Below are 18267 nucleotides of genomic sequence, written 5' to 3' on the forward strand. Positions count from 1 at the left end.
TCGCTCCGGATAATGGGCCGGGCTCTATCTCGACAACTAGTACAGAAGAGATTGCGGTTTCGCCTGGCAAGGCAGAAGAAATAAGGAGGCCGTATGCACATTTGGAAGATCCTCCCAACGTTGCTCCAGGCAACAAACCCCAACAAAGAAGCAGAGAATAACCATATTTAAGGAAAATATGAAAATTAACGGTGGTTCTCTAAGGTCAGACAAGAGTGGAATAGAGGTAATTGCATCAAATCAAAGCAGGAAAGGTGTTACTCATATTGATCATATTGACCCAGTTAACCCTGTCGACAAGACGAAATCACCTGGATCAAACAGCTACAAAAATTTTCAGATTCTCGCTAGAGCACGTCCGGTTTAATCTGGGTCATAACCTGCGGCCTTGAAGTAGTTCTGGCATTCGGCTGGGGTGAAGAGGTCGACGAGCGATCCGACGGCGGTCCACAGGGCTGTGATTGTCCTCTCGGCTTTGGCCCGCATAAGAGCCTTGAGTTTTGAGAAGGCGTTTTCGATCGGATTGAAGTCGGGGCTGTAGGGCGGCAGGAACATGAGCCTCGCGCCGGTCGTCTCGATTGCATCGCGAACGCCGGCGGCCTTGTGGGCGGGAAGGTTGTCCATCACGACGATGTCGCCCTCCGACAGGGTCGGGACCAGCACCTGCTCGACATAGGCCAGGAATACGTTGCCGTTCATGGCGCCGTCATAGACGAACGGGGCGGTCATGCCCGTCAGCCGCAGTGCGCCGGTGAAGGTGGTGGTTTTCCAATGGCCGTGCGGCACGCCCGCCCGGCAACGCTCACCGCATGGCGCACGGCCCCGCAGCCGGGCCATCTTGGTCGATAGTCCAGTTTCATCGATGAACACCAGCTTTGCCGGATCGAGATCGAGTTGGCCGTCGAACCACGCACGACGGCGCTTCAGGATGTCGGGACGATCCTGCTCCAGTGCATGTGCGGACTTTTTTTGAACGTCCAGCCGTGCCGGCCAAGCCAGGCGCTTAAGGCGCTGCGACTGATCCGAGCCGATCGCTCGACCGCCAGCCGCTCTACCATCTCGTTCAGCGTGATGTCCTTGCGCTCATCGATCAACCCCACGATGAAGGCTTTATGCGCATCGAGGCTGGACGCGCGTCGACGGCCTTGCGGCCGCGGCGTCCGCTCGCCGATCTTCGCCCGTGCGATCCACCGGATTGCACTCGATATGCCGACGCCGAACCGCGCCGCCGCCTGCCGGGCAGACATGCCCGCGTCCGAAGCCTTCAAGACCCGCGATCGAAGATCGTCGCTCAGTGCTCTTCCCATCATCCACCTCATCAAAGTGGATGTTGAATCACCCGCGAAGCCCGACGTCACATCACAATCGATTCATTGATCGCGGGACGTGCTCTAGGTTTGAGAATTGGACAAATCAAACAAATAGGTAAGGGAATTATCCCCTTGAGATACGTAGATTGAATTGACGCTCTGGACGGACTATTATCGGTCCATGGTAGCTCAGCCGGATTAGAGCGCTCGCCTGCTAAGCGAGAGGTCGCGGGTTCAAGTCCCGTCCATCCACCCAAGCACTATCGATAGCTTGTAAGCCGATGATTATCGATGTTGAGCCACATCCGTCTTGCGGCCTTTTGGCAACGCACGGACCACTCATTTTCAATGAAAGACATGGCATGTTCAAGGCGCTTGGATGTCATGACAGGATCGCAACATACAAATATCAAATCTAGTTTAGCAAATCGCGGGTTGCCGTCTGGCGCGCCAAAACGCTTGACTAGCCGTTTCATATCGAGATCGACCGCAATCAAAGCAGCGCTGTTGAGGATTGCGGTGCTGGCTACGATCTCATCCTTCGCACTGGCTTCCAGCACATCCCAATGATTGATCGCGTGATAGCCGCGAACTGTAAACGGCTCCGCCGCGAGAACGGGGGTTCCCTCGTCCAGAAGAACAACTAGGTTGGATTTCTTCCCCTTCACGCCACTTCTTTAAAGTTGATAGCCGCCTCAATGTCCCCGAGATCAAGGCTTGGATATTGCTTTTGAATATCCTCAACCGAATATCCGGCCTTATGAAAGGATTGTATAGTCCTTACCGGAATCCGGGTTCCGGCGATTACCGGCTGCTTTTTCGCAGAACCGCGTTCCCCATCAATCTTGCCGATCACCTCGCTGTTGCGCCGTCTCATGGCACGGACAGCGTCTTCCATCTTCCCGGAGACCACCTTAAGGGCAATCCCCAGAACGCCTTGCCCAGTCGACGTCTCCTCTTTCTGACCGGTTTCGGGGTTGTCAAAAACGATTTTTCCTCTGTGAACGTAGAGGGTCGTTTTTGCCCACATATCCTCTCCAAGATGCGCGAGACGAATTTTCGCCTTCCGCAGTTCGGGAAACGAAACTTTTGATTCGTTGCGAATGGAGCTGATAATCTTCAGGCAGAGCAGATCGCGAAACCCGTAAAGCCGCAGTTCCGCCAGTTCCTCGTCTTCCATTTTGATGCTTGGAATGAAGAACTTATCGGTAGCCCAGTAGCGAAGTTGGCGACGGCTAACACCAGTCAGCCGGACGACTTGGTCTTCCGTGAAGGCCGATATCACCACGTTTGTGTCTGGCTGAGCCATGGTGTACCTTACTCGCTCTTTGAGACCAGAAGAAGGGGCTTGAGCCTATGGATGAAGCCCATTTGTCGCTTTCAGAAGCCTTAAAATCGGGGCGCCTGGAGGAGTTTATTTCTCAACAGGAAGCCGCTGGCGTTGGGCCCATTGATGAGGCCGCCTTTCTGTTGGCGGCCTCCAAAGTCATCAAACACGAGCCACGATCAGATCGAACATCGCGTTCTGCATCACGCGGTGGTTCGACCGGAAAGTGAACTCCGCAAGGTAGCGGTCCATGTACTTGGCCGACACGTGAATGTGGGTCGAGCGCACCGAAACCTTGAACAGCTTCCAGAAGCTTTCGACATGGTTGGTCGAATGGGTCTCGCCCGTCCGGTAGTCGTAAGCCGACCAGATTTTCTCGCCATGCGGCACGGAGCCGTGCACATAGCCATCACCCTCCAGTAAGCCATACGACATGAGTTCGTCGGTCGAGACAACCGAACCGGCCTCGACATTGCGAAGCGTTACGTCACGCAGCGTGGACTTCTTGACGTTCGGGATCACGACCGCTCGCATGTCGCCACCGCGCTCTTTCATGCCCATGACGATGGTCTTGCCGGCAGCGCCGCGACCACGCTTGCCAGCGCGATAACCGCCCACATACGCCTCATCCAGTTCTACGTGGCCTTGGAGCATGTCGAAGTCCTGAAGCGAACCGATAAGCTCACGGATTTTCATGCCCATACGCCATGCCGTCTTGTAGGTCACGCCAAGCTGGCGCTGAAGCTCTTTGCCCGAAACGCCGTGGCGTGTCGTGACGAACAGATAGATCGCATAGAACCACGATTGCAGCGGCGTACGGGTATCTTCAAAGACGGTGCCGGCGGTCGGGTGCACGTGATCGCCGCAATACGAACAAGCGAATGCGCGGACGCCAGACAGGCGATGGAACGTCGACACGTTGAGGCACTTCCGGCACGGGTGTTTCATGCCAAAGCGAACGTCCATGATGTGCTGGAGGCAAGCCTCGTCATCCGGGAACCGGGCGAAGAAGTCGCGGACCGAAAACAGTGGGGCTTTGCTCTTGTTCATGCCCCCAATATAGGGCAGTTACCGTACGTACGTCAAGGGGATAATTCCCATAGGTAATGATATGAGCATTTGGAAATTCAAAGACCAAAAAAATTTAGCCGTCATATCTACTCGTAAAGTATTCAGTAGTGCAGGTTGGATTGCGTATGTATCACATGATGACGATGACGAGTCGTGGCAATTCTATGGAGATGAGGCTGAGATTGATCAAGATGACTTGATTTTAGTGGCCTTGGTCGAGGTCGTAGAGCTTGATCAAACTGTTGCACAGTTGGCGGATTTGCCCTTGGGCTGGCATGCTTGGCGCGATACAAAAACTTCGCCGTGGAAGCGTGCCAAGATGCCCGATGGACCGCAAGAATCGGAGCTGAGTTAGTTTCGTCTTATGGATGCTTCCTATGATCTACCGTTGGCCGATGGTGGGGGGGATCACGTATTGAATGTGAGGCCTCGTTCCCGGGAGGACCATATAAGGCGTCATCAAGATAATGGGGATTTTGCGCGCTGGGCTAAGAGGCGATGGCGCAAGAAGAACTTAATTGGTGGAGACGGAGTATGAATGCAATGCCCCAGATCTCAGCAAGGTCAGTCGTTTGCCGCTTGCGGCGGACGACCCGGACGCGGACGACAATTTTGACGCTGCCCTTGGCGATGCCCGTGAATACATTAAATTGTTTGAGTGGTGGAAGAATATCAAGGCGGAGTATTTTGGATATGGTGCCGAGGGCATAGTATACATTTTTCTCTTCGAGATTTCGCCTGGAAGGCCGGATGTACCGGCATGGATATGGGTGATCGTCGGTGATGTGCCTCCAGCCTACATGCCAGGCGACGACGTCAGAACTCCGTATGAGGCGCTGGATGGATACATTGGCGCCATGGAAGAATGGATTGAAGCCGCCCGGAAGGGGAAGCCCGTTGCGAAGCTGATTCCTGTCAATGTTCCGGCGAACCCCGCCAACGCCGAAATGTTGGGTGGGCGTCTCAAATTCCTGGACGAAAAGGTTCTGCCACTGCTTCAAGAGTGATGACCCGCCGATAGGTGACTGATGAGATATTTTGAAGTCAAACCCGATGTCGCAGGCGGACTGGGCGAGGGCACTGTCATGGACACAAGCGTCCATCCCCCTGTGTGAGTAGGCTTGTTTACCAGGTGGAGGGGTGGGTTGGCGACTCGATCGTACCTCCTTCCCTGTTTCCTCGTGACCGAAGAAGCCATGCGCGGGCGCTCGCGATCGGTGTCTCAGGCGCCACCTTCGCCTATGCGGAAGTGACCACATCCGAGGATTTTCGCGAGATGCAACCCGATGTTGAGCTACCCCCGTTTGTGTGGCTCAAGGTAGATGGCAGGGCAAGTTGCGATGACTTCGGTATCAACCAGAAGCTGAACCTCGTGATATCGGAGCGCGCTTTCGATGTGCTTGATGATCTGCCTTCCGCAACATCGTACCGCTCGGCGGCGGCAATAAGTAGTGCTGAAGTCGTGTAGTACTTTGGCGGTCTGCAAATGGGACCGACTTTGTCGATTGGAGAACGATAGTGTTCGAAGCATTCCGACAAAATTTCCCCATCGACAGCAGGGTGCGGCTGATGCTGGCAGACCTGCCGTGGATACCGGAATCCCCGGCCTGAATGAGTTGCTCTCCGTTTCGGGGGCGCTTCTTTCAAGCAGGGTCTGTATCGGATCATCCGGGCACAGGATATGCCAGCCTGGAGGCAAGGATTGGTCTTGGGTTCCCGGAAGCCAATGGGCGGATCACTTGCTTCGGCTACGAGTGGTAAGGCTCGGTGTTTGCAGTTGACAGTCAGCGGCTTGAGGAAGGACAGCCTGGCGTGCTCTTGTTTGAGCCGGGTACTGGCGAGGCGCATGAGATTCCTGCCAATATCGAAACCTTCCACGACGACCTGGTCATAGAAAACGCAGATGCCCGCGCTGGCTGCCAGCCTGTATGAAGACTGGCTGGCGGCCGGCGGGGCGCAGCCAGCCTATGACCAATGCATTGGCTATGAGAAGCCTCTTTTCCTCGGTGGAGAGGACGACATCTCAAACCAGGAATTGTCGGACCTCGAGGTTGATTGGCATATTATGGGCCAGGTCCTAGCCAAGGTTAAGGGACTGCCTCCGGGAACTCCGCCAAACCTCAAAAGGTAAACTTGTTACAATTTCTGCATGAACTGCAAGGCGATTGTCTAGGGTCTTAGAGATGCGCTGCCTGTGCTCTTGAAGCCGCGCGCCAGGCAGACGGCAATGCGGACCGCCGAACTCGAAAACATCTTTCCAAGCCTCGCTTTGACGGGGCTTTTTTCATGGAGCAAATCTTATGGCCCGACCTGCAACCGCCGCCGTTCGCCTGTTGACCGGCGAGCGCGAACCCGTGCGCCTGGCGACCACCAGCAACACCAATCTTTATGGCTTGCAGACCATCGACGGTGTGCTGACCGAAGTCGGTGACAGGGTGCTGGTGAAAAAACAGAGTGATGCCACAAAAAACGGCATCTACACGGCCAGTGAAGGCCAATGGTACCGAGCCGCCGATGCGCGGACGTCACGCACCATGCAGAAGGGCACGAGTGTTCGTGTCCAGCAAGGCACGGCGAGCGCTGGCAAAACGTTCGTATTCAACACGCTCGATCCTGTGATCGAGCAAGACGCGATCTCGATCGGCCTTACCTCGGATAGCTATCTGCCGGCAATCGTTGCCAACACCATGCTTGTCGCGAATAGCCTTGGCACCGCCTATTTTTCAGCAACACCGGGACAGGTTCGCGCCTACCTTAACATCGACGCCGCTGAGGCTGATGGTGCCGGAATAAACAAGCTTGCCGTCGATATGTGGAACGGTGTGCCAGTCGAAATCGAGTGCTTCGGCGACAGCACGATGGTCGGATATGATCCGAATGTTCTGGTTTCCCCATTCATCACTGCGGAGCCGCCGACTTACAAACTTGAGACTTTCCTAAAAGACTACTTCTTTTCGACCGCTATCACCGTGACTAATCGGGCTGTTAGTGGTTCGCGCTCAAGTCAGATGCTTGATGGGACGGATGGCTCTGGCTCCACCCTTGCTGCCAAGATGGCCGTCAGCACGGCTGATATCGTCTATTGCAATCACGGCATCAATGACGCGCAAAACAGCCAGCCTACACCACCGGAAATATATCGCGCCAACCTGGAGTCATTCGTAAATATTTGTCGTACGAATGGCAAAGTCCCCATCCTCCAGACACCGAACCCGATCTACGCAGTCCCCTCTCTTGGTACTGCGGATAAGGCCAATCGGCAGAAGAACTACGTTCAAATCATGCGGGACGTTGCAGAAAATACCGGAACGATACTGGTTGATGTTTACAATATGATCAACTCGTTCATCCGCTCTGGAAATTACAAGGTGCAGGACGCCGTTCCTGACGGTGTTCACCCAACGGCGGTGACCTACCGAGCAATCGGCCAGCTTATGGCTCTGCCGTTTGTTCACCCACATGCCGGGCTTGCGGGGGCCAATCAGTTCATCTCGATAGCGGAAGGAACCGTAACCATCGACCCGGCCAGTACTTCGCTGGCGGCAGGCGCGACACGGACAGGCTTGATGCTCATATCGGATGCCATCAGCCACCCCAAGAGCATCAAGGCAATGATCAGGGTAGATGAGCCTGGCCTGGACATTTACATCGGCTATCCCATCTGGAATGGGGGGCTGGCGGCGGTCGGCGTGTCTTGGGACCAGGTTGGCGTTGGCACCATCAACCAGTTTTCGTCTATCACGCTGACTTCCTTTGAGTTTGCACAGGACCATGAGGTATGCGTTGCCCGCAATGTCCCTGTTGGGCTCCACATGGTTACGCTTGGCGCCAGTTCCGGGGCTGCTTCCCTCGGCCTAAGCCATATTCGGAGCAGGCGATCGACGGTCAAAAAAGCCTTTACCAAGGGCTCGGTCTCAAGCGACCGCTTCCGTGACCTTGCCTTGACGCAATTCAATGTGTTCTCCTCATCGACAGATGTGGCGATGCTGGAGGATGAGTTGTTCATATCCCGCCTGCTTTCGGGAGAGGGTGTCGATCTCATCTTCACGGCAACCATGGCCAAGGACACGCAATTCATCCTGCATGGCATCACGACTGCGCCAGCCGTGTCCACGGCGATGCAGGCACGCATGGGGGTTGGCGTAGGGCTTAACGGTTCCGGTTTCGTCACGGTGTACCAGCTCAGCGGTGAGAACACTTACGCCACAACCGTGCTCAACGCGGTGGACCTTAGTGGCGTGGCGCATCAATGGCGCCTAACCCTTGGAGCCGGCCTGTCGCAGACCATGACCGTTTATGTTGATGGGGCGTCCCTCGGAACCGCGGCACTTACGGTGCCGTACCTTGGGGGCTGCATGGGCGGTCGGACATCAGGCTCATCCAAGATACTGAATATCACGGATCTCAGAGTTGTTGAGCACTAGCCTCGCCAAAGCAGGGTACGGTGAAAGATCCATGGAGTAAAATTGATCTCGGTCAGCTTGGGTCGATGGGGCACCATGTTGCGTCCTAATTGAAATCCATATAGGGGCTTGTCCGGGCGGTTTGGCATGGATCGATCGCGTGACAACAATGACGCCAACAAAGCCGGACCGGTTCCCCTATCTCAGCGCGTTACGCGGCCTGGCCGCCCTCTGGGTCGTGATGGTTCACGTAGCAAAGATGCCGTCTCCGGCTCTGGTGCTCCCTTGGTGGTTGGAACCATTTGTCAAAAGCGGCATCATGGGCGTCAATCTGTTCTTTCTTGTAAGTGCTTTCTCTCTCTGTCTGACAATGCCAAAGCATGAAAATGAAGCGAGACCATATCTGGGGTTTCTGCTACGAAGATTTTTCCGCATAGCCCCGCTCTTTTACGTGATGGTAGTCTTTACCTACTTCTACAACCCGGCCGTATTTCCCTACAATTGGAAGACGATACTGGCCAACGCGTCGTTCATTTTCAATTTCGTGCCGGGCTATGGGTATCAGACATCAATCGTCCTTGCTGGCTGGACGATTGGTATCGAGATGGCGTTTTACCTGCTGTTCCCTTTTATATACGTGAGGACCAGGTCCGTCCTGCTGGCGCTCATCGGACTGATCATCTCTCTCATCGCGGCTTGGGTCTTTCGCTCGACTATCGGCTTCCTTGTTGCAGACCCACGGTCTTACATCCTTTACTCATTATTTCGCGCAGCCCCGATGTTCATGTTCGGCATCATCGCGTTCTACATGGTCCCTATCGCCGACCGATGGAAAAACAAACGAGCGATTGGAGCGGCCTTGCTAGCGTCCGTGCCGCTGCAGTTCTATGCGATTGTCAAGGGGGCGGTGCTATTTGGCGAGGCCTCCTACTGGCAGGGACTGATGTTTGGATGCCTCTTGATTGGGCTATACCTTTTTCCATTCAAACTCTTGGTGAACAGAGCGACCGTCTGGCTCGGCAATATCAGCTATTCCGTCTATCTGGTGCACAGTCCGATCATTTCGCACCTGTTTCGCGACCAAAAGCCGTTTCAGGGTGCTAACCTAAGTCAACTTGAGATCTTCGCTCTGACGCTTGGGATAACGCTGATATACGTGATCCCGATCGCTGCTCTGACCTTCTACGCTTGGGAGAACTGGATCAATGAGTGGGGCAAGGGCTTTGCATCTCGATTTGCAGCCAGAAAGAACGTCGAGCCACATTTGAAACGCGTTGGGGACCAGGTCACGCCGGCGACCGCATGATCTACAAAAACATCCAAGGGCTTCGAGCCCTCGCGGCATTGATGGTGGTAGCCAGTCACATCTATTGGCCTTTGGTTCCGATGCGGTCCCATTGGTCGCAGCCCTTCGTGAGTGCCGTCGGCCCTGGCGGCGTCGATCTGTTCTTTGTGATTTCAGGCTTCGTGGTGTTCTTGTCCGCCGATAGATTGGGCAGGAAAGCCGTGATCGTCGGACGGTGGCGCGCCTTCCGAGAGTTTGCCGTCAAGCGAGTGTTTCGCATATACCCTGCCTATTGGGTCGCGTTTGCCGTGGCTTCGCTCCTTCTCCTGACGACGACAGCTGAGATAGCCCCGCCGGGAATTCCCGAAAAGCCATTGTGGAAGCTGCTTCTTCTTATCGACCAGCCCAACAACCGCATTGGGGCGGCATGGACCCTGCAGTTCGAGATGTACTTCTACACCATATGTGCTGCGGCGATCTTGATCTTCCCGCGCCGCATCCTGCTTATCCTGGCGGCCTGGTTTGCGGTTATTTTCTTGGCATGGGTAGCCGGCGTCGACTACTCATCGTCCGTATGGCTGTGGACGATCGTTTTGGAGTTCGCCTTCGGGATCGTCATCGCTTTGTTGGTGGAGCGGAAGATGTCGGTGCACGGCTTACGCTTTGTGGTTGTTGGGATCGGCGGTCTACTTATCGGAGCGGCCTATTACCATCATCAAGGCGGTTTCAAGCTCCCCCTGATCTGGCGCGTCATATGCTTCGGCTTGCCGAGCGCCTTCATTGTTTACGGCTTTGTCGCCATGGAAATCAGGCAGGCATGGACGTTCTCGAAGGGCTGGATACGTTTGGGAGACTCGTCCTATTCGCTCTATCTTTGGCATTACCCGCTGTTTGCGGTGATGTATGTTTGCTATGTGAATATGGGCGTAGCGGAAACCGTGCCGGCACCAATCTTGGCGGCTTGTTCCGTGATGATAGCCATTGCCGTCGGCTTCATCAGCTTTCACCAAATCGAGCGTCGGTTCAACAAAGCAGGATGGGTGGCTCAGCTGGCCGGTGTGGAAAAAAGGAAACCGCCTGTCGCGCACACAGTAGCGGACCTCAAGACCGAGGCGCTTCAGAACTAAATTCCCCCGATCGCTTTCGGTTCGTCGGATTCCGAGTTCGGCCGCATCCGTCGGGCGATGCTCAGTTCCGAGAAGTCAACGCCAGAACAACAAGCGCGAAACATATCGCCGCGATGCGCCTCACCGAACTACGTGCCCGACAGACTGCGTTCGGCCGCTGCCATTTCGTATGATCGCACGTTCGAAGCTGTCCGTCATCTTCCCCTAAACGCGCCGGCATCCGCGGAGACTCGAGTCGATTCCGTAGCTCAAACTCCGGTTCGTCGGTCAAGACCACGCAGCTGCGCCTGGCGCTTCGCGATAGCCCGTTAAGCAATTTCCGTCGTCGGGACTGGCGTGGAAATTTTGGCGGGAGCGACGATCGCAGCGCGGTTGAATATTCGATCGGAAATTGTTCTACCGAGGGTGATGAACGGGCGTTCAATATATTTCTCGGAAAGGGCCGCCATCGCCAGCGATGGAAAGGCCAATGCTATCCCGGTGACCAAACCGAATTCGACGGCATAGTCCTTTAGAAAAGACGGGTAATAGTCGTCTCGAAATCCCCAAAGGAGTATCAGAAAAAACACGTTCCACAGGTAGAATCCGAAGCTCATTTTGCCCAAGAATTGAGACGCTGGGTTGTTCAGAAACGCGGTTATTTTCGCGGGTTTCACATACATCAGAAGGCAAAGGAAGAGATATCCGAACGCGGCTTGCAGCAGCATCCCAATGGGGCCGAACGGCAGAAACATGCGGATGAAAATGAAGCCGAGAAGGAGCGCAGGCCAACCGATGCGCTCAGCCATGCGGCTGGACCCCGCCCCAATCTCTGTCGGAACCACCGCGCCCAGCGCCAAATAAAGCAGGAACTGACTCAATGGGCTGTAGTTTAGCACGAGCCAAGGCAACTCATGCGCGACAAGGCTGGCGACGAGGAACAGGACTGAGCCGATATACCCAAGGCGGGCTACGGCCCAACCACCCAGGAATATTAGAGGTACAGCGGCTATTTCGACCTGGAGCGTCCAGGTCGGCCGGATAATGTCGTTCCCAAGAAGAAATAAGTTGTTCAGGACCGCGTGAGCATCGAGAGCGCGTGCAGACAAACCAAGAAATTTTAGCGCGCCCATCGCCGCCGCGCATGCCAGCACGCAGACTATGACAGCTGGAAAAATGCGCAGAACGCGCCGGACTGAAAAGGCGATAAACGACCTGAACGCACCGAACCGCCCGGCATCGTTGGCGGCCGATTTGGTGAGAACGCATCCGCTAAGCAAGAAGAAGATTATGACGGCGCTCTCACCGTTCAATGCCGTCAGCCAGAACTTGCTCCATATCAAGTCCCGAGGAACAGACTGGACAGGCGTCGCAAGGAACTTTGTAAGATCCCAATTATAACCAGCTGTGGCGTGGCAAATCAGAACGACAACAGCCGCGTAACCACGCAAGCCATCCAAGGCAGAAATGCGTTGAGTTGCCATATTTTATAGACTTCCACAGACCTCACGGTCTTCTGCCGTAGACGATAACCGGCACTGCCAGTCTGTTTGACAGTCGTCGCTAATCAACGTCCCGTCGGCCCCGAGCGTCAACCATACCCATAATCGGAAACTTGAACAACCTGCCCGGGAGGGCGGAAAGGAACTGCCATGGACCGCAACTTCGCGCGGGCGCTTGCGCTCGTCCTCAAATCAGAAGGTGGCTGGAGCGACAATCCGGCTGACCCCGGCGGCGCCACCATGAAGGGCGTCACGCTCGCCAAGTTCCGCCGTTACGTGAAGGCCGGCGCTACCAAGGCGGATCTGAAGTCGATCGCCGATGCCCAAGTCGCCACAATCTACCGCCGTTTCTACTGGGACGCCGTGCTCGGCGCCGAACTGCCCGATGGGGTCGACCATGCGGTGTTCGATTTCGCCGTGAACAGCGGGCCGGGCAGGGCGGCGAAAGCCCTGCAGGCGGCCCTGGGCGTTGCCCAGGATGGCCGGATCGGGCCGGCGACCCTTGCTGCGGCCAGGGCAAAGCCGGCCGGCGTCACCATCGATGCGCTCTGCGATGCACGGCTGGCGCTTCTCAAACGGCTGCCGACATGGGTAACATTCGGGCGCGGCTGGTCCGATCGTGTTCAGTCGGTGCGGGTTCAAGCCTTGCTGATGTCGGCGCAGCGACCGCCGGTGGCGGCGCCGGCGCCGCTGCCGGCTGCGCCGGTCGACACCGAAAAGCCCGCTGGCGGGGCGCCGGCGGTCCAGCCCGTACCGCCGGCCGGCAAGACTGCCGCCGCGGCCGGCATCCTCGTCCTCATCGCCGGAGCGCTCGCGGCCTGCCTGCATCACGCCACCGATCTGTTCGGGAGCCTGTTCTGATGAAATTCCTCAACACCAACGCGCTGCACAATCTCCTCAACACGCTGATCGCGATCATCTGCGGTGGCGCCCTGGTCGGCTTCGACTGGACGATGTTCGGCGTCACCGATCGCAGCGCGCTGCAGATCAGCGGCGCCATTGCCCTTGCCAAGATCATCGTCAACGCGGTGCGTGACGGTCCCCGCGGCATGGTCGCGCCGCCGCCGTCCGAGGAGAAATGAGATGGCAGCGCTCGCCCTGCTTGGCCAGTGCTGGCCGTATCTCCTTGCAGCGGGCGCCGCGCTCGCCGGTCTGTGGACGGCCTATGCCAAGGGCAAGGCCAGCCAGAAGGCCAGCCAGGATGCCGCCGACGCCGCGGCGCGCAGCGAAGCCCAGAAGATCGACGACGCCGTCGCCGGCCGGGCGCCGGATAGCAACAGGGGGAGGCTGGCGAAATGGTCAAGATCATAGCGCTCTTGCTCCTACTGGCCGGCTGCGCAAGCGCCGGCGGGTCGTTCTGCGCGATCGAGCACCCCATCCGGCCGGCAAGGGCGGAGGTGGCGATCCTTTCCGATGCGTCGGTGGCGGCGATCCTGGCGCACAACGAAAAGGGCCAGGCGCTTTGTGGATGGAGGCCGTGATGCACGATCTTTTCGACCTGCTCGGCATCAAGGGACCGGTCGTCGCCGCCGGCCTTGCCGGCGGTGTCCTGCGGGCGCTGTCGCGGCACCGCTACAAGCTGCGCGAAATGGTGGCCTCGCCGATCTGTGGGGCGCTTGCCGCCGCCTACCTGACGCTACCGGTGGTGTCCTACGTCAGGATCACCGGCCTGCCGATGCCTGGTCCGACCGACGACACCACCACGCTTGCCGCGGCTTTCCTCATTGGCGTTTCAGCGATGTGGATCTCGGATATCCTGTTCGAGTTTGTGGTGCGGAGGTTCAAGCCGTCGCCGGACGAGTGAACCCGCCAGCGGCAACCATCCCGAAGACAACCCAAATAGCCCGCTCCGGTTCGCCGGGCGGGCTATTTTGCGTTTGCCGCCGGTCAAGCCAGGATGTTGACGGCGCGGGCCGCGACCAGGGCGATGGTCAGCAGCGAGATCATGGCCTCGGCCATCATCAGCAGCTTGGCGCGTTGGGAAAGCGGCAAGGTATCGGTCGGCGAAAAAGCTGTCGCATTGGTGAAGGCGAGGAAGAAATAGTCGACGAAGCCAGGCAGCCAGTCGCGAAGCTCACGATCGTTCAGCGTCATCTGCGCGAACAGGAAATCGGCCTGCGCGAGCTCGACGAGGCCGCAGGTCGGCGGCCCGCCCCGGTCGGTGCTCCAGAACCAGAGGGCAAAGACGATGACGTTGGTCACCCAGATGTTGAGCGCGTCGATCAGCAGCGTCGTGCCGCTGTTGCCGGCATGGCCCTCCAGCAAGGCTCGCACCAGAAAGACCAGCGAGCCGCAATTCATGACGCTGATGATGGCGGTCATGGTCAGGGCTGTTCTGCGGATCATGACGCGAAACTGGCCGATCGCATGCCATTCGTGATCCTCGACCGCCGTTCTAGTGGCGGCCTGTGTCCAGGCCGTGGCCACCGACAGGGGCAGCAGCAGGGCGGCCTCCAGCGCCGGTGCCAGCCAGCGCGGTCCGAATGAGAGATTGTTGATGACCAGCAGCTGCAGGCAGATGATGACGAGGACGGCCGCACGCGCCATCCAGAAGTCAAGCGCACGGTAGTGGATGACGGCATGCTGGTGGTGGCGCATTGGGACCCGGGATTTTTCAGGCAGGGTCAGGCGTGCGGCGCTGTCCTGCGTGGAGAGAGGAGTGCCGATGCTCCTGCTCGATCTTGGTGCAGCAATGGCACACAGCTATACTTTTTCGTAAGCTTCGATGTTTGGGGCTGTTCGCTAAACCGGACTATGTGATTTAAGCGCCGCATGGCGGGGATAGATGGATCCATGGACCACTGGGTGCCGGCAGGATTGCCTGCCGCAGGCGTCGATTCGCCATCGGTTTTAGCCGGTCTAATCCGTCGTCCCTGGTATTTGCTGGCGATTCTGTGCCTGACGCAGATATTCTGCTGGACGGTGATGCCCGCACTTATCAACGTCGGACCGCCCAACGATGTCGTCGAAGGCTTCATGTGGGGACGCGAATGGGTGCTGTTGACCTACAAGCATCCACAGCTTCCCGCATGGCTGCTCGAGACCAGCCATCTGCTGACCGGATCGTTCCGCTGGCCGCAATATTTCGTGGCCCAGCTGACGATCTCGGCGACTTTCATCCTGGTCTATCTGCTGGCCCGCGACCTGCTTGGGCAGAGGCGCGCGCTGGCCGCCGTGCTTTTGATGCCGACGCTCTATTTCTTCGGCTGGCCGACCCCGCAGTTCAATCACGACTACGCGCAGATGCCCTTCTGGGCCGCTATCTGCTGGCTGTTGTGGCGTGTGGGCCGTGGTGGTGGGCCGGGCTGGTGGCTGGCGCTCGGACTGGTGTCGGGCGTCGGGCTCTATGCCAAGTTCTCGACCGGCCTGCTGTTGCTGTTCGGCGCCATCTGGCTGCTGTCCGATGCACGGGCACGCAGCCGGCTCGTCACGCCTTGGCCATGGCTTGGGCTTGCGGTTTTCGTCGCTGTCGCCGCGCCGCTGGCCGCCGAGCTCTACCGCGTCGATTTCCTGCCGCTGACCTATGCCGCCTGGCGCGATCAGTGGGTGATGGCCCATCGTTCCCGCTTTTACTACATCGGCGTCCAGGTGGCCGGGCTCTGCGGCTTTGTTCTGGTGTTGGCGATAGCAGGGCTGCTGCGGCGCTCGCCGGCGCCAGAAGAGCCCGTCGGGCGCGGTACGCTGGTCTATCTCTTGTGGATGGGACTTGGCCCGGCGATCCTCGTCATGGTGGCGTCCCTGTTCACCGGCGCAGGCGAGGCCTGGGGCGCGCCGATGTACAATCTTGTTGGCGTCGTGGCGATCGCTTTGCTGGGCCACCGCCTCGGCGCCGTCGAGATGAGAAAGCTGGCGATCTGCGCGTTCATCTTCATCATCGCCATCTCCGGTGCCTATGCGGGCATCCGCTGGACGAAATGCAATTTGCGCGGGCACATGGACGCCGTCTGCTGGCCGGCGCAGAAGATTTCGGACGAGGCAGAGGTCGTCTGGCATGCGGCCGCGCCCGGTAGGCTCGACATAGTCGGCGGCGATGGCCTTATTGCGCCGCTGGCGGGCCTCATGCCTATGACAAGCCGTCGATCTTCACCGACCTGAACATGCAGTACGCCCCCTGGATCACCAAGGAGCGGCTGCGCGACCACGGCATACTCCTGGTCTGGCCTGGGCGAAACGTGCCACCGTATCTGCAGGCGTGGCTGGGCAATATCCCGGTCAAGACAGTTCTTTTCGACTGGTCGCTCAAGGCGCCGCCCGTGGCGATCAGTTTTGCCGCCGTTCCGCCCGGCGCGCCGCAGTTGCCGAGTGCGATCGACAGCCTCGCCCAAACGAGCAACTGAACCAAGGTCGGCCGATCCGCTGGACGAAGCAAGAGACAATGCCCATTTATGAGTGGATCCAACTTGTTTTTGCGCAATTCCAGACGGAAAACCGCTACTTTCCTGAATTGCTTTTGAGGAGACGTGAAATGGCGACTTCGACCGAACGCGCAGTCCTTGCCGGCGGCTGTTTCTGGGGCATGCAGGATTTGATAAGGCGCTATCCCGGCGTCATCTCCACGCGTGTCGGCTACAGTGGCGGCGACGTGCCCAACGCAACGTACCGCAACCATGGCACCCATGCCGAAGCCATCGAGATCAATTTCGATCCGGCCATCATCGGCTATCGCGCGCTGCTGGAGCGCTTTTTCCAGATCCATGATCCGACGACCCGCAACCGGCAGGGCAACGATGTCGGGATGAGCTATCGCTCGGCGATCTACTACACCACCGACGAACAGAAGCGCATCGCCGAAGACACCATCGCCGATGTCGATGCCTCGGGTCTGTGGCCAGGCAAAGTCGTGACCGAAGTCGCGCCGGTCGGCGATTTCTGGGAAGCCGAGCCTGAGCACCAGGACTATCTGGAGAAATACCCCAACGGCTACACCTGCCACTTCGTCAGGCCGGGCTGGAAGCTGCCGGTTCGCGAGAAGGCCGTTTCGTAGGGTTCACAGCCCGGTTCCGGCAGGTATCGCCGCTCGACCCGGTCGTCGAGCGGCGTCATCGTATCCCAAACGCCTTTCAGTCTGTGCGCGTTGTCGTGTCGGTGAAGCCGCCGAGCTTTTCACCGATGTCCGAAAGTGCCCCTCGAACGATTGTCTCGACCGTGTCTTGCCTATCGGGATCGAGCAAACGAAGACCGTGTTGGATTGCATTGCGCCAGTTGGCGCCACGATTCCATGCTTCAGCAAACACCACGGCGAGGTCATCTTGCCGGCGGGCAGTTGCCATTGCTTCGACAAGCAAGCTTGCCTGAAGAACATCCTTTTCCCGCTTTGCGGCGCCGTTTGCATTCTTTTGGCGAAGGGAGGCGACAATCAGTTTGTGGACAGCATATCGCTCGGGTGAGGGGACCAGCACCGGGACTCCGGATCGATGCAACAGGACGGTTCTTACGGGTTCGCGGATCAGAAAATCCAGGAATCGCAAAGGCTGCGCCGATGCACCGCCCAATGACGGCATCGCGCTCGCGTGGTCAGCGTATTCGTCACTGCCCCGGTTTGGCGTCAGGAATTCGACCTTGTACCGGGAAGCGTTTTCGAACTGCGTTGTGCGACTGACATCCGTTCGGTGCGGAATTTCGCGAAACGAAGGATCGACGGCGCGCAGCACATCCATGATCGGCGGCAGACTGTCGTTCACTTCGACGGAAACGGAGTGAAATTGAGCAAAGTCGGCATCGCCTGTCTGCAGCGCTACCCCCGGTAGCCTTACGCCCAGATATCCGGCGTAGGTCTGGAACGCGACGGTGCCGACCAATACACCCCGCAGGCGGAAAAACCCGGCCTTGCCAAGGGCTTCAACGATATCACCGGTGAATTTTTCCGGCTCCATCAGCCCAGCCTCGCGTACAAGCGTCGACACGAGCTTGCGACGAGCCTTCAGGTCGCTCTTGATTTCCCTGAAGGCGGCGACGCGGTTTGCGATCTCGGGATCGTCGGCCGGGCCGACATATCGTCTTGTTGTCTTCGGCCTGGTTTCCTCAAAATACCAGTAGTCGCGGCCTTTTACAGGAACCCGCACGAAATTGCCCGCGGTCGAGAAGTCGGTTTGGAACGAGGCGTCCAGGCTTCGTTGCACCAGTTCAGCGAACAAGGTGCGATAAGCGATGTCGATCGGTTTCATCCTGCGTTCGACCAATGCCTTCAGGTTATAAGAAATTCGCGGTTCTCTTATAACTGCGCGCCTTTGCCTCGAATTTCAAGGGAGTTATAAGAAAATTGC

General features: G+C 57.7%; 22 protein-coding genes and 1 tRNA gene. 16 read left to right on the forward strand and 7 right to left on the reverse strand.

Annotation, left to right across the window (positions count from 1 at the left end; genetic code table 11):
* Positions 1-363 precede the first annotated feature (363 nt).
* Positions 364-1307, reverse strand: a protein-coding gene (locus ACFSQT_RS26700; RefSeq protein ID WP_379018015.1) for an IS630 family transposase whose coding sequence is annotated in 2 segments (ribosomal slippage) — positions 364-971 and positions 971-1307 — 945 coding nt in all. Because the reading frame shifts where the segments join, the coding sequence is not laid out codon by codon here.
* A 178-nt stretch (positions 1308-1485) separates the two neighbouring features.
* Between ACFSQT_RS26700 and ACFSQT_RS26705 the strand changes: the two genes are divergently transcribed.
* A tRNA-Ser gene (locus ACFSQT_RS26705) sits at positions 1486-1566 on the forward strand.
* Positions 1567-1570: 4 nt separating this feature from the next.
* Here the strand turns inward: ACFSQT_RS26705 and ACFSQT_RS26710 are convergent.
* From ACFSQT_RS26710 to ACFSQT_RS26720, 3 genes are all read right to left on the reverse strand, one after another.
* Positions 1571-1978: a hypothetical protein gene (locus tag ACFSQT_RS26710; RefSeq protein WP_379023780.1), complete on the reverse strand. Its 408-nt coding sequence runs from the start codon at positions 1976-1978 to the stop codon at positions 1571-1573.
* On the reverse strand, positions 1975-2619 hold the full coding sequence (locus ACFSQT_RS26715) for a DUF433 domain-containing protein (protein ID WP_379023782.1): 645 nt from the start codon (positions 2617-2619) through the stop codon (positions 1975-1977). Before ACFSQT_RS26715 ends, ACFSQT_RS26710 begins: the two co-directional genes overlap by 4 nt.
* Before the next feature lie 180 nt (positions 2620-2799).
* Entirely contained in the window at positions 2800-3687 is an 888-nt protein-coding gene (locus ACFSQT_RS26720; RefSeq protein WP_379023784.1) for an IS1595 family transposase, read from the reverse strand.
* A 61-nt stretch (positions 3688-3748) separates the two neighbouring features.
* Here ACFSQT_RS26720 and ACFSQT_RS26725 point away from each other — a divergent pair, with 61 nt between their 5' ends.
* The 7 genes from ACFSQT_RS26725 to ACFSQT_RS26755 all read left to right on the forward strand — a co-directional run bounded on the left by ACFSQT_RS26725 (position 3749) and on the right by ACFSQT_RS26755 (position 10523).
* On the forward strand, positions 3749-4063 hold the full coding sequence (locus tag ACFSQT_RS26725; RefSeq protein WP_379023786.1) for a hypothetical protein: 315 nt from the start codon (positions 3749-3751) through the stop codon (positions 4061-4063).
* A gap of 166 nt (positions 4064-4229) precedes the next feature.
* Complete coding sequence (locus tag ACFSQT_RS26730) at positions 4230-4715, forward strand: hypothetical protein (protein WP_379023818.1); 486 nt, start codon at positions 4230-4232, stop codon at positions 4713-4715.
* 269 nt (positions 4716-4984) lie between these two features.
* Positions 4985-5176 (forward strand): hypothetical protein, encoded by a 192-nt coding sequence (locus ACFSQT_RS26735; protein WP_379023788.1) that lies wholly within the window; start codon positions 4985-4987, stop codon positions 5174-5176.
* A 435-nt stretch (positions 5177-5611) separates the two neighbouring features.
* On the forward strand, positions 5612-5839 hold the full coding sequence (locus ACFSQT_RS26740; RefSeq protein WP_379023790.1) for a T6SS immunity protein Tdi1 domain-containing protein: 228 nt from the start codon (positions 5612-5614) through the stop codon (positions 5837-5839).
* A gap of 169 nt (positions 5840-6008) precedes the next feature.
* A complete protein-coding gene (locus ACFSQT_RS26745; protein WP_379023792.1) occupies positions 6009-8132 on the forward strand; it encodes an SGNH/GDSL hydrolase family protein in 2124 nt (707 codons plus the stop codon).
* A 148-nt stretch (positions 8133-8280) separates the two neighbouring features.
* The gene (locus ACFSQT_RS26750; protein ID WP_379023820.1) at positions 8281-9417 is read left to right on the forward strand and encodes an acyltransferase family protein; all 1137 of its coding nucleotides are present in this window, start codon (positions 8281-8283) and stop codon (positions 9415-9417) included.
* Positions 9414-10523: an acyltransferase family protein gene (locus ACFSQT_RS26755; RefSeq protein ID WP_379023794.1), complete on the forward strand. Its 1110-nt coding sequence runs from the start codon at positions 9414-9416 to the stop codon at positions 10521-10523. The genes ACFSQT_RS26750 and ACFSQT_RS26755 overlap by 4 nt, the downstream gene beginning before the upstream one ends.
* A gap of 308 nt (positions 10524-10831) precedes the next feature.
* On the opposite strand, the gene ACFSQT_RS26760 is transcribed toward ACFSQT_RS26755, so the two are convergent.
* Complete coding sequence (locus tag ACFSQT_RS26760) at positions 10832-11986, reverse strand: acyltransferase family protein (RefSeq protein ID WP_379023796.1); 1155 nt, start codon at positions 11984-11986, stop codon at positions 10832-10834.
* A 168-nt stretch (positions 11987-12154) separates the two neighbouring features.
* On the opposite strand from ACFSQT_RS26760, the gene ACFSQT_RS26765 reads away from it, so the two are divergent.
* The 5 genes from ACFSQT_RS26765 to ACFSQT_RS26785 are packed head-to-tail and all read left to right on the forward strand — an operon-like array spanning position 12155 to position 13808.
* Positions 12155-12865 carry a glycoside hydrolase family 108 protein gene (locus ACFSQT_RS26765; protein ID WP_379023798.1) on the forward strand — a complete coding sequence of 237 codons (711 nt, stop codon included), beginning with the start codon at positions 12155-12157 and terminating at the stop codon, positions 12863-12865.
* Positions 12865-13086 carry a hypothetical protein gene (locus ACFSQT_RS26770; RefSeq protein ID WP_379023800.1) on the forward strand — a complete coding sequence of 74 codons (222 nt, stop codon included), beginning with the start codon at positions 12865-12867 and terminating at the stop codon, positions 13084-13086. The genes ACFSQT_RS26765 and ACFSQT_RS26770 overlap by 1 nt, the downstream gene beginning before the upstream one ends.
* 1 nt (position 13087) lies before the next feature.
* Positions 13088-13315, forward strand: a complete 228-nt coding sequence (locus ACFSQT_RS26775; RefSeq protein ID WP_379023802.1) for a hypothetical protein — start codon at positions 13088-13090, stop codon at positions 13313-13315.
* Positions 13300-13485 carry a hypothetical protein gene (locus tag ACFSQT_RS26780; protein WP_379023804.1) on the forward strand — a complete coding sequence of 62 codons (186 nt, stop codon included), beginning with the start codon at positions 13300-13302 and terminating at the stop codon, positions 13483-13485. Before ACFSQT_RS26775 ends, ACFSQT_RS26780 begins: the two co-directional genes overlap by 16 nt.
* Positions 13485-13808, forward strand: a complete 324-nt coding sequence (locus ACFSQT_RS26785) for a hypothetical protein (protein WP_379023806.1) — start codon at positions 13485-13487, stop codon at positions 13806-13808. The genes ACFSQT_RS26780 and ACFSQT_RS26785 overlap by 1 nt, the downstream gene beginning before the upstream one ends.
* An 83-nt stretch (positions 13809-13891) precedes the next feature.
* Here the strand turns inward: ACFSQT_RS26785 and ACFSQT_RS26790 are convergent, their stop codons facing one another.
* Positions 13892-14602 carry a hypothetical protein gene (locus tag ACFSQT_RS26790; RefSeq protein WP_379023808.1) on the reverse strand — a complete coding sequence of 237 codons (711 nt, stop codon included), beginning with the start codon at positions 14600-14602 and terminating at the stop codon, positions 13892-13894.
* Positions 14603-14929: 327 nt separating this feature from the next.
* On the opposite strand from ACFSQT_RS26790, the gene ACFSQT_RS26795 reads away from it, so the two are divergent.
* The 3 genes from ACFSQT_RS26795 (at position 14930) to msrA (ending at position 16988) form a co-directional block, all read left to right on the forward strand.
* The gene (locus tag ACFSQT_RS26795; protein ID WP_379023810.1) at positions 14930-16099 is read left to right on the forward strand and encodes a glycosyltransferase family 39 protein; all 1170 of its coding nucleotides are present in this window, start codon (positions 14930-14932) and stop codon (positions 16097-16099) included.
* Between the two features lie 2 nt (positions 16100-16101).
* Positions 16102-16341 (forward strand): hypothetical protein, encoded by a 240-nt coding sequence (locus ACFSQT_RS26800; protein WP_379023812.1) that lies wholly within the window; start codon positions 16102-16104, stop codon positions 16339-16341.
* A gap of 128 nt (positions 16342-16469) precedes the next feature.
* Positions 16470-16988 (forward strand): peptide-methionine (S)-S-oxide reductase MsrA, encoded by a 519-nt coding sequence (msrA, locus tag ACFSQT_RS26805; RefSeq protein ID WP_379023814.1) that lies wholly within the window; start codon positions 16470-16472, stop codon positions 16986-16988.
* A 76-nt stretch (positions 16989-17064) separates the two neighbouring features.
* On the opposite strand, the gene ACFSQT_RS26810 is transcribed toward msrA, so the two are convergent.
* Positions 17065-18168: a nucleotidyltransferase family protein gene (locus tag ACFSQT_RS26810; RefSeq protein ID WP_379023816.1), complete on the reverse strand. Its 1104-nt coding sequence runs from the start codon at positions 18166-18168 to the stop codon at positions 17065-17067.
* Between the last annotated feature and the right edge of the window lie 99 nt (positions 18169-18267).

It is taken from the genome of Mesorhizobium calcicola (genome assembly GCF_042682105.1).
Lineage (GTDB): Bacteria > Pseudomonadota > Alphaproteobacteria > Rhizobiales > Rhizobiaceae > Mesorhizobium > Mesorhizobium calcicola.

Coding starts and splice junctions, on each gene's coding strand:
- ACFSQT_RS26755 (WP_379023794.1), top strand. CDS start 9,414: ATGATCTACAAAAACATCCAAGGGCTTCGAGCCCTCGCGGCATTGATG.
- ACFSQT_RS26770 (WP_379023800.1), top strand. CDS start 12,865: ATGAAATTCCTCAACACCAACGCGCTGCACAATCTCCTCAACACGCTG.
- ACFSQT_RS26780 (WP_379023804.1), top strand. CDS start 13,300: ATGGTCAAGATCATAGCGCTCTTGCTCCTACTGGCCGGCTGCGCAAGC.
- ACFSQT_RS26795 (WP_379023810.1), top strand. CDS start 14,930: ATGCCCGCACTTATCAACGTCGGACCGCCCAACGATGTCGTCGAAGGC.
- ACFSQT_RS26720 (WP_379023784.1), bottom strand. CDS start 3,687: ATGAACAAGAGCAAAGCCCCACTGTTTTCGGTCCGCGACTTCTTCGCC.
- ACFSQT_RS26765 (WP_379023798.1), top strand. CDS start 12,155: ATGGACCGCAACTTCGCGCGGGCGCTTGCGCTCGTCCTCAAATCAGAA.
- ACFSQT_RS26800 (WP_379023812.1), top strand. CDS start 16,102: ATGCAGTACGCCCCCTGGATCACCAAGGAGCGGCTGCGCGACCACGGC.
- ACFSQT_RS26735 (WP_379023788.1), top strand. CDS start 4,985: ATGCAACCCGATGTTGAGCTACCCCCGTTTGTGTGGCTCAAGGTAGAT.
- msrA (WP_379023814.1), top strand. CDS start 16,470: ATGGCGACTTCGACCGAACGCGCAGTCCTTGCCGGCGGCTGTTTCTGG.
- ACFSQT_RS26745 (WP_379023792.1), top strand. CDS start 6,009: ATGGCCCGACCTGCAACCGCCGCCGTTCGCCTGTTGACCGGCGAGCGC.
- ACFSQT_RS26790 (WP_379023808.1), bottom strand. CDS start 14,602: ATGCGCCACCACCAGCATGCCGTCATCCACTACCGTGCGCTTGACTTC.
- ACFSQT_RS26750 (WP_379023820.1), top strand. CDS start 8,281: ATGACGCCAACAAAGCCGGACCGGTTCCCCTATCTCAGCGCGTTACGC.
- ACFSQT_RS26715 (WP_379023782.1), bottom strand. CDS start 2,619: ATGGCTCAGCCAGACACAAACGTGGTGATATCGGCCTTCACGGAAGAC.
- ACFSQT_RS26760 (WP_379023796.1), bottom strand. CDS start 11,986: ATGGCAACTCAACGCATTTCTGCCTTGGATGGCTTGCGTGGTTACGCG.
- ACFSQT_RS26785 (WP_379023806.1), top strand. CDS start 13,485: ATGCACGATCTTTTCGACCTGCTCGGCATCAAGGGACCGGTCGTCGCC.
- ACFSQT_RS26775 (WP_379023802.1), top strand. CDS start 13,088: ATGGCAGCGCTCGCCCTGCTTGGCCAGTGCTGGCCGTATCTCCTTGCA.
- ACFSQT_RS26725 (WP_379023786.1), top strand. CDS start 3,749: ATGAGCATTTGGAAATTCAAAGACCAAAAAAATTTAGCCGTCATATCT.
- ACFSQT_RS26740 (WP_379023790.1), top strand. CDS start 5,612: ATGCCCGCGCTGGCTGCCAGCCTGTATGAAGACTGGCTGGCGGCCGGC.
- ACFSQT_RS26810 (WP_379023816.1), bottom strand. CDS start 18,168: ATGAAACCGATCGACATCGCTTATCGCACCTTGTTCGCTGAACTGGTG.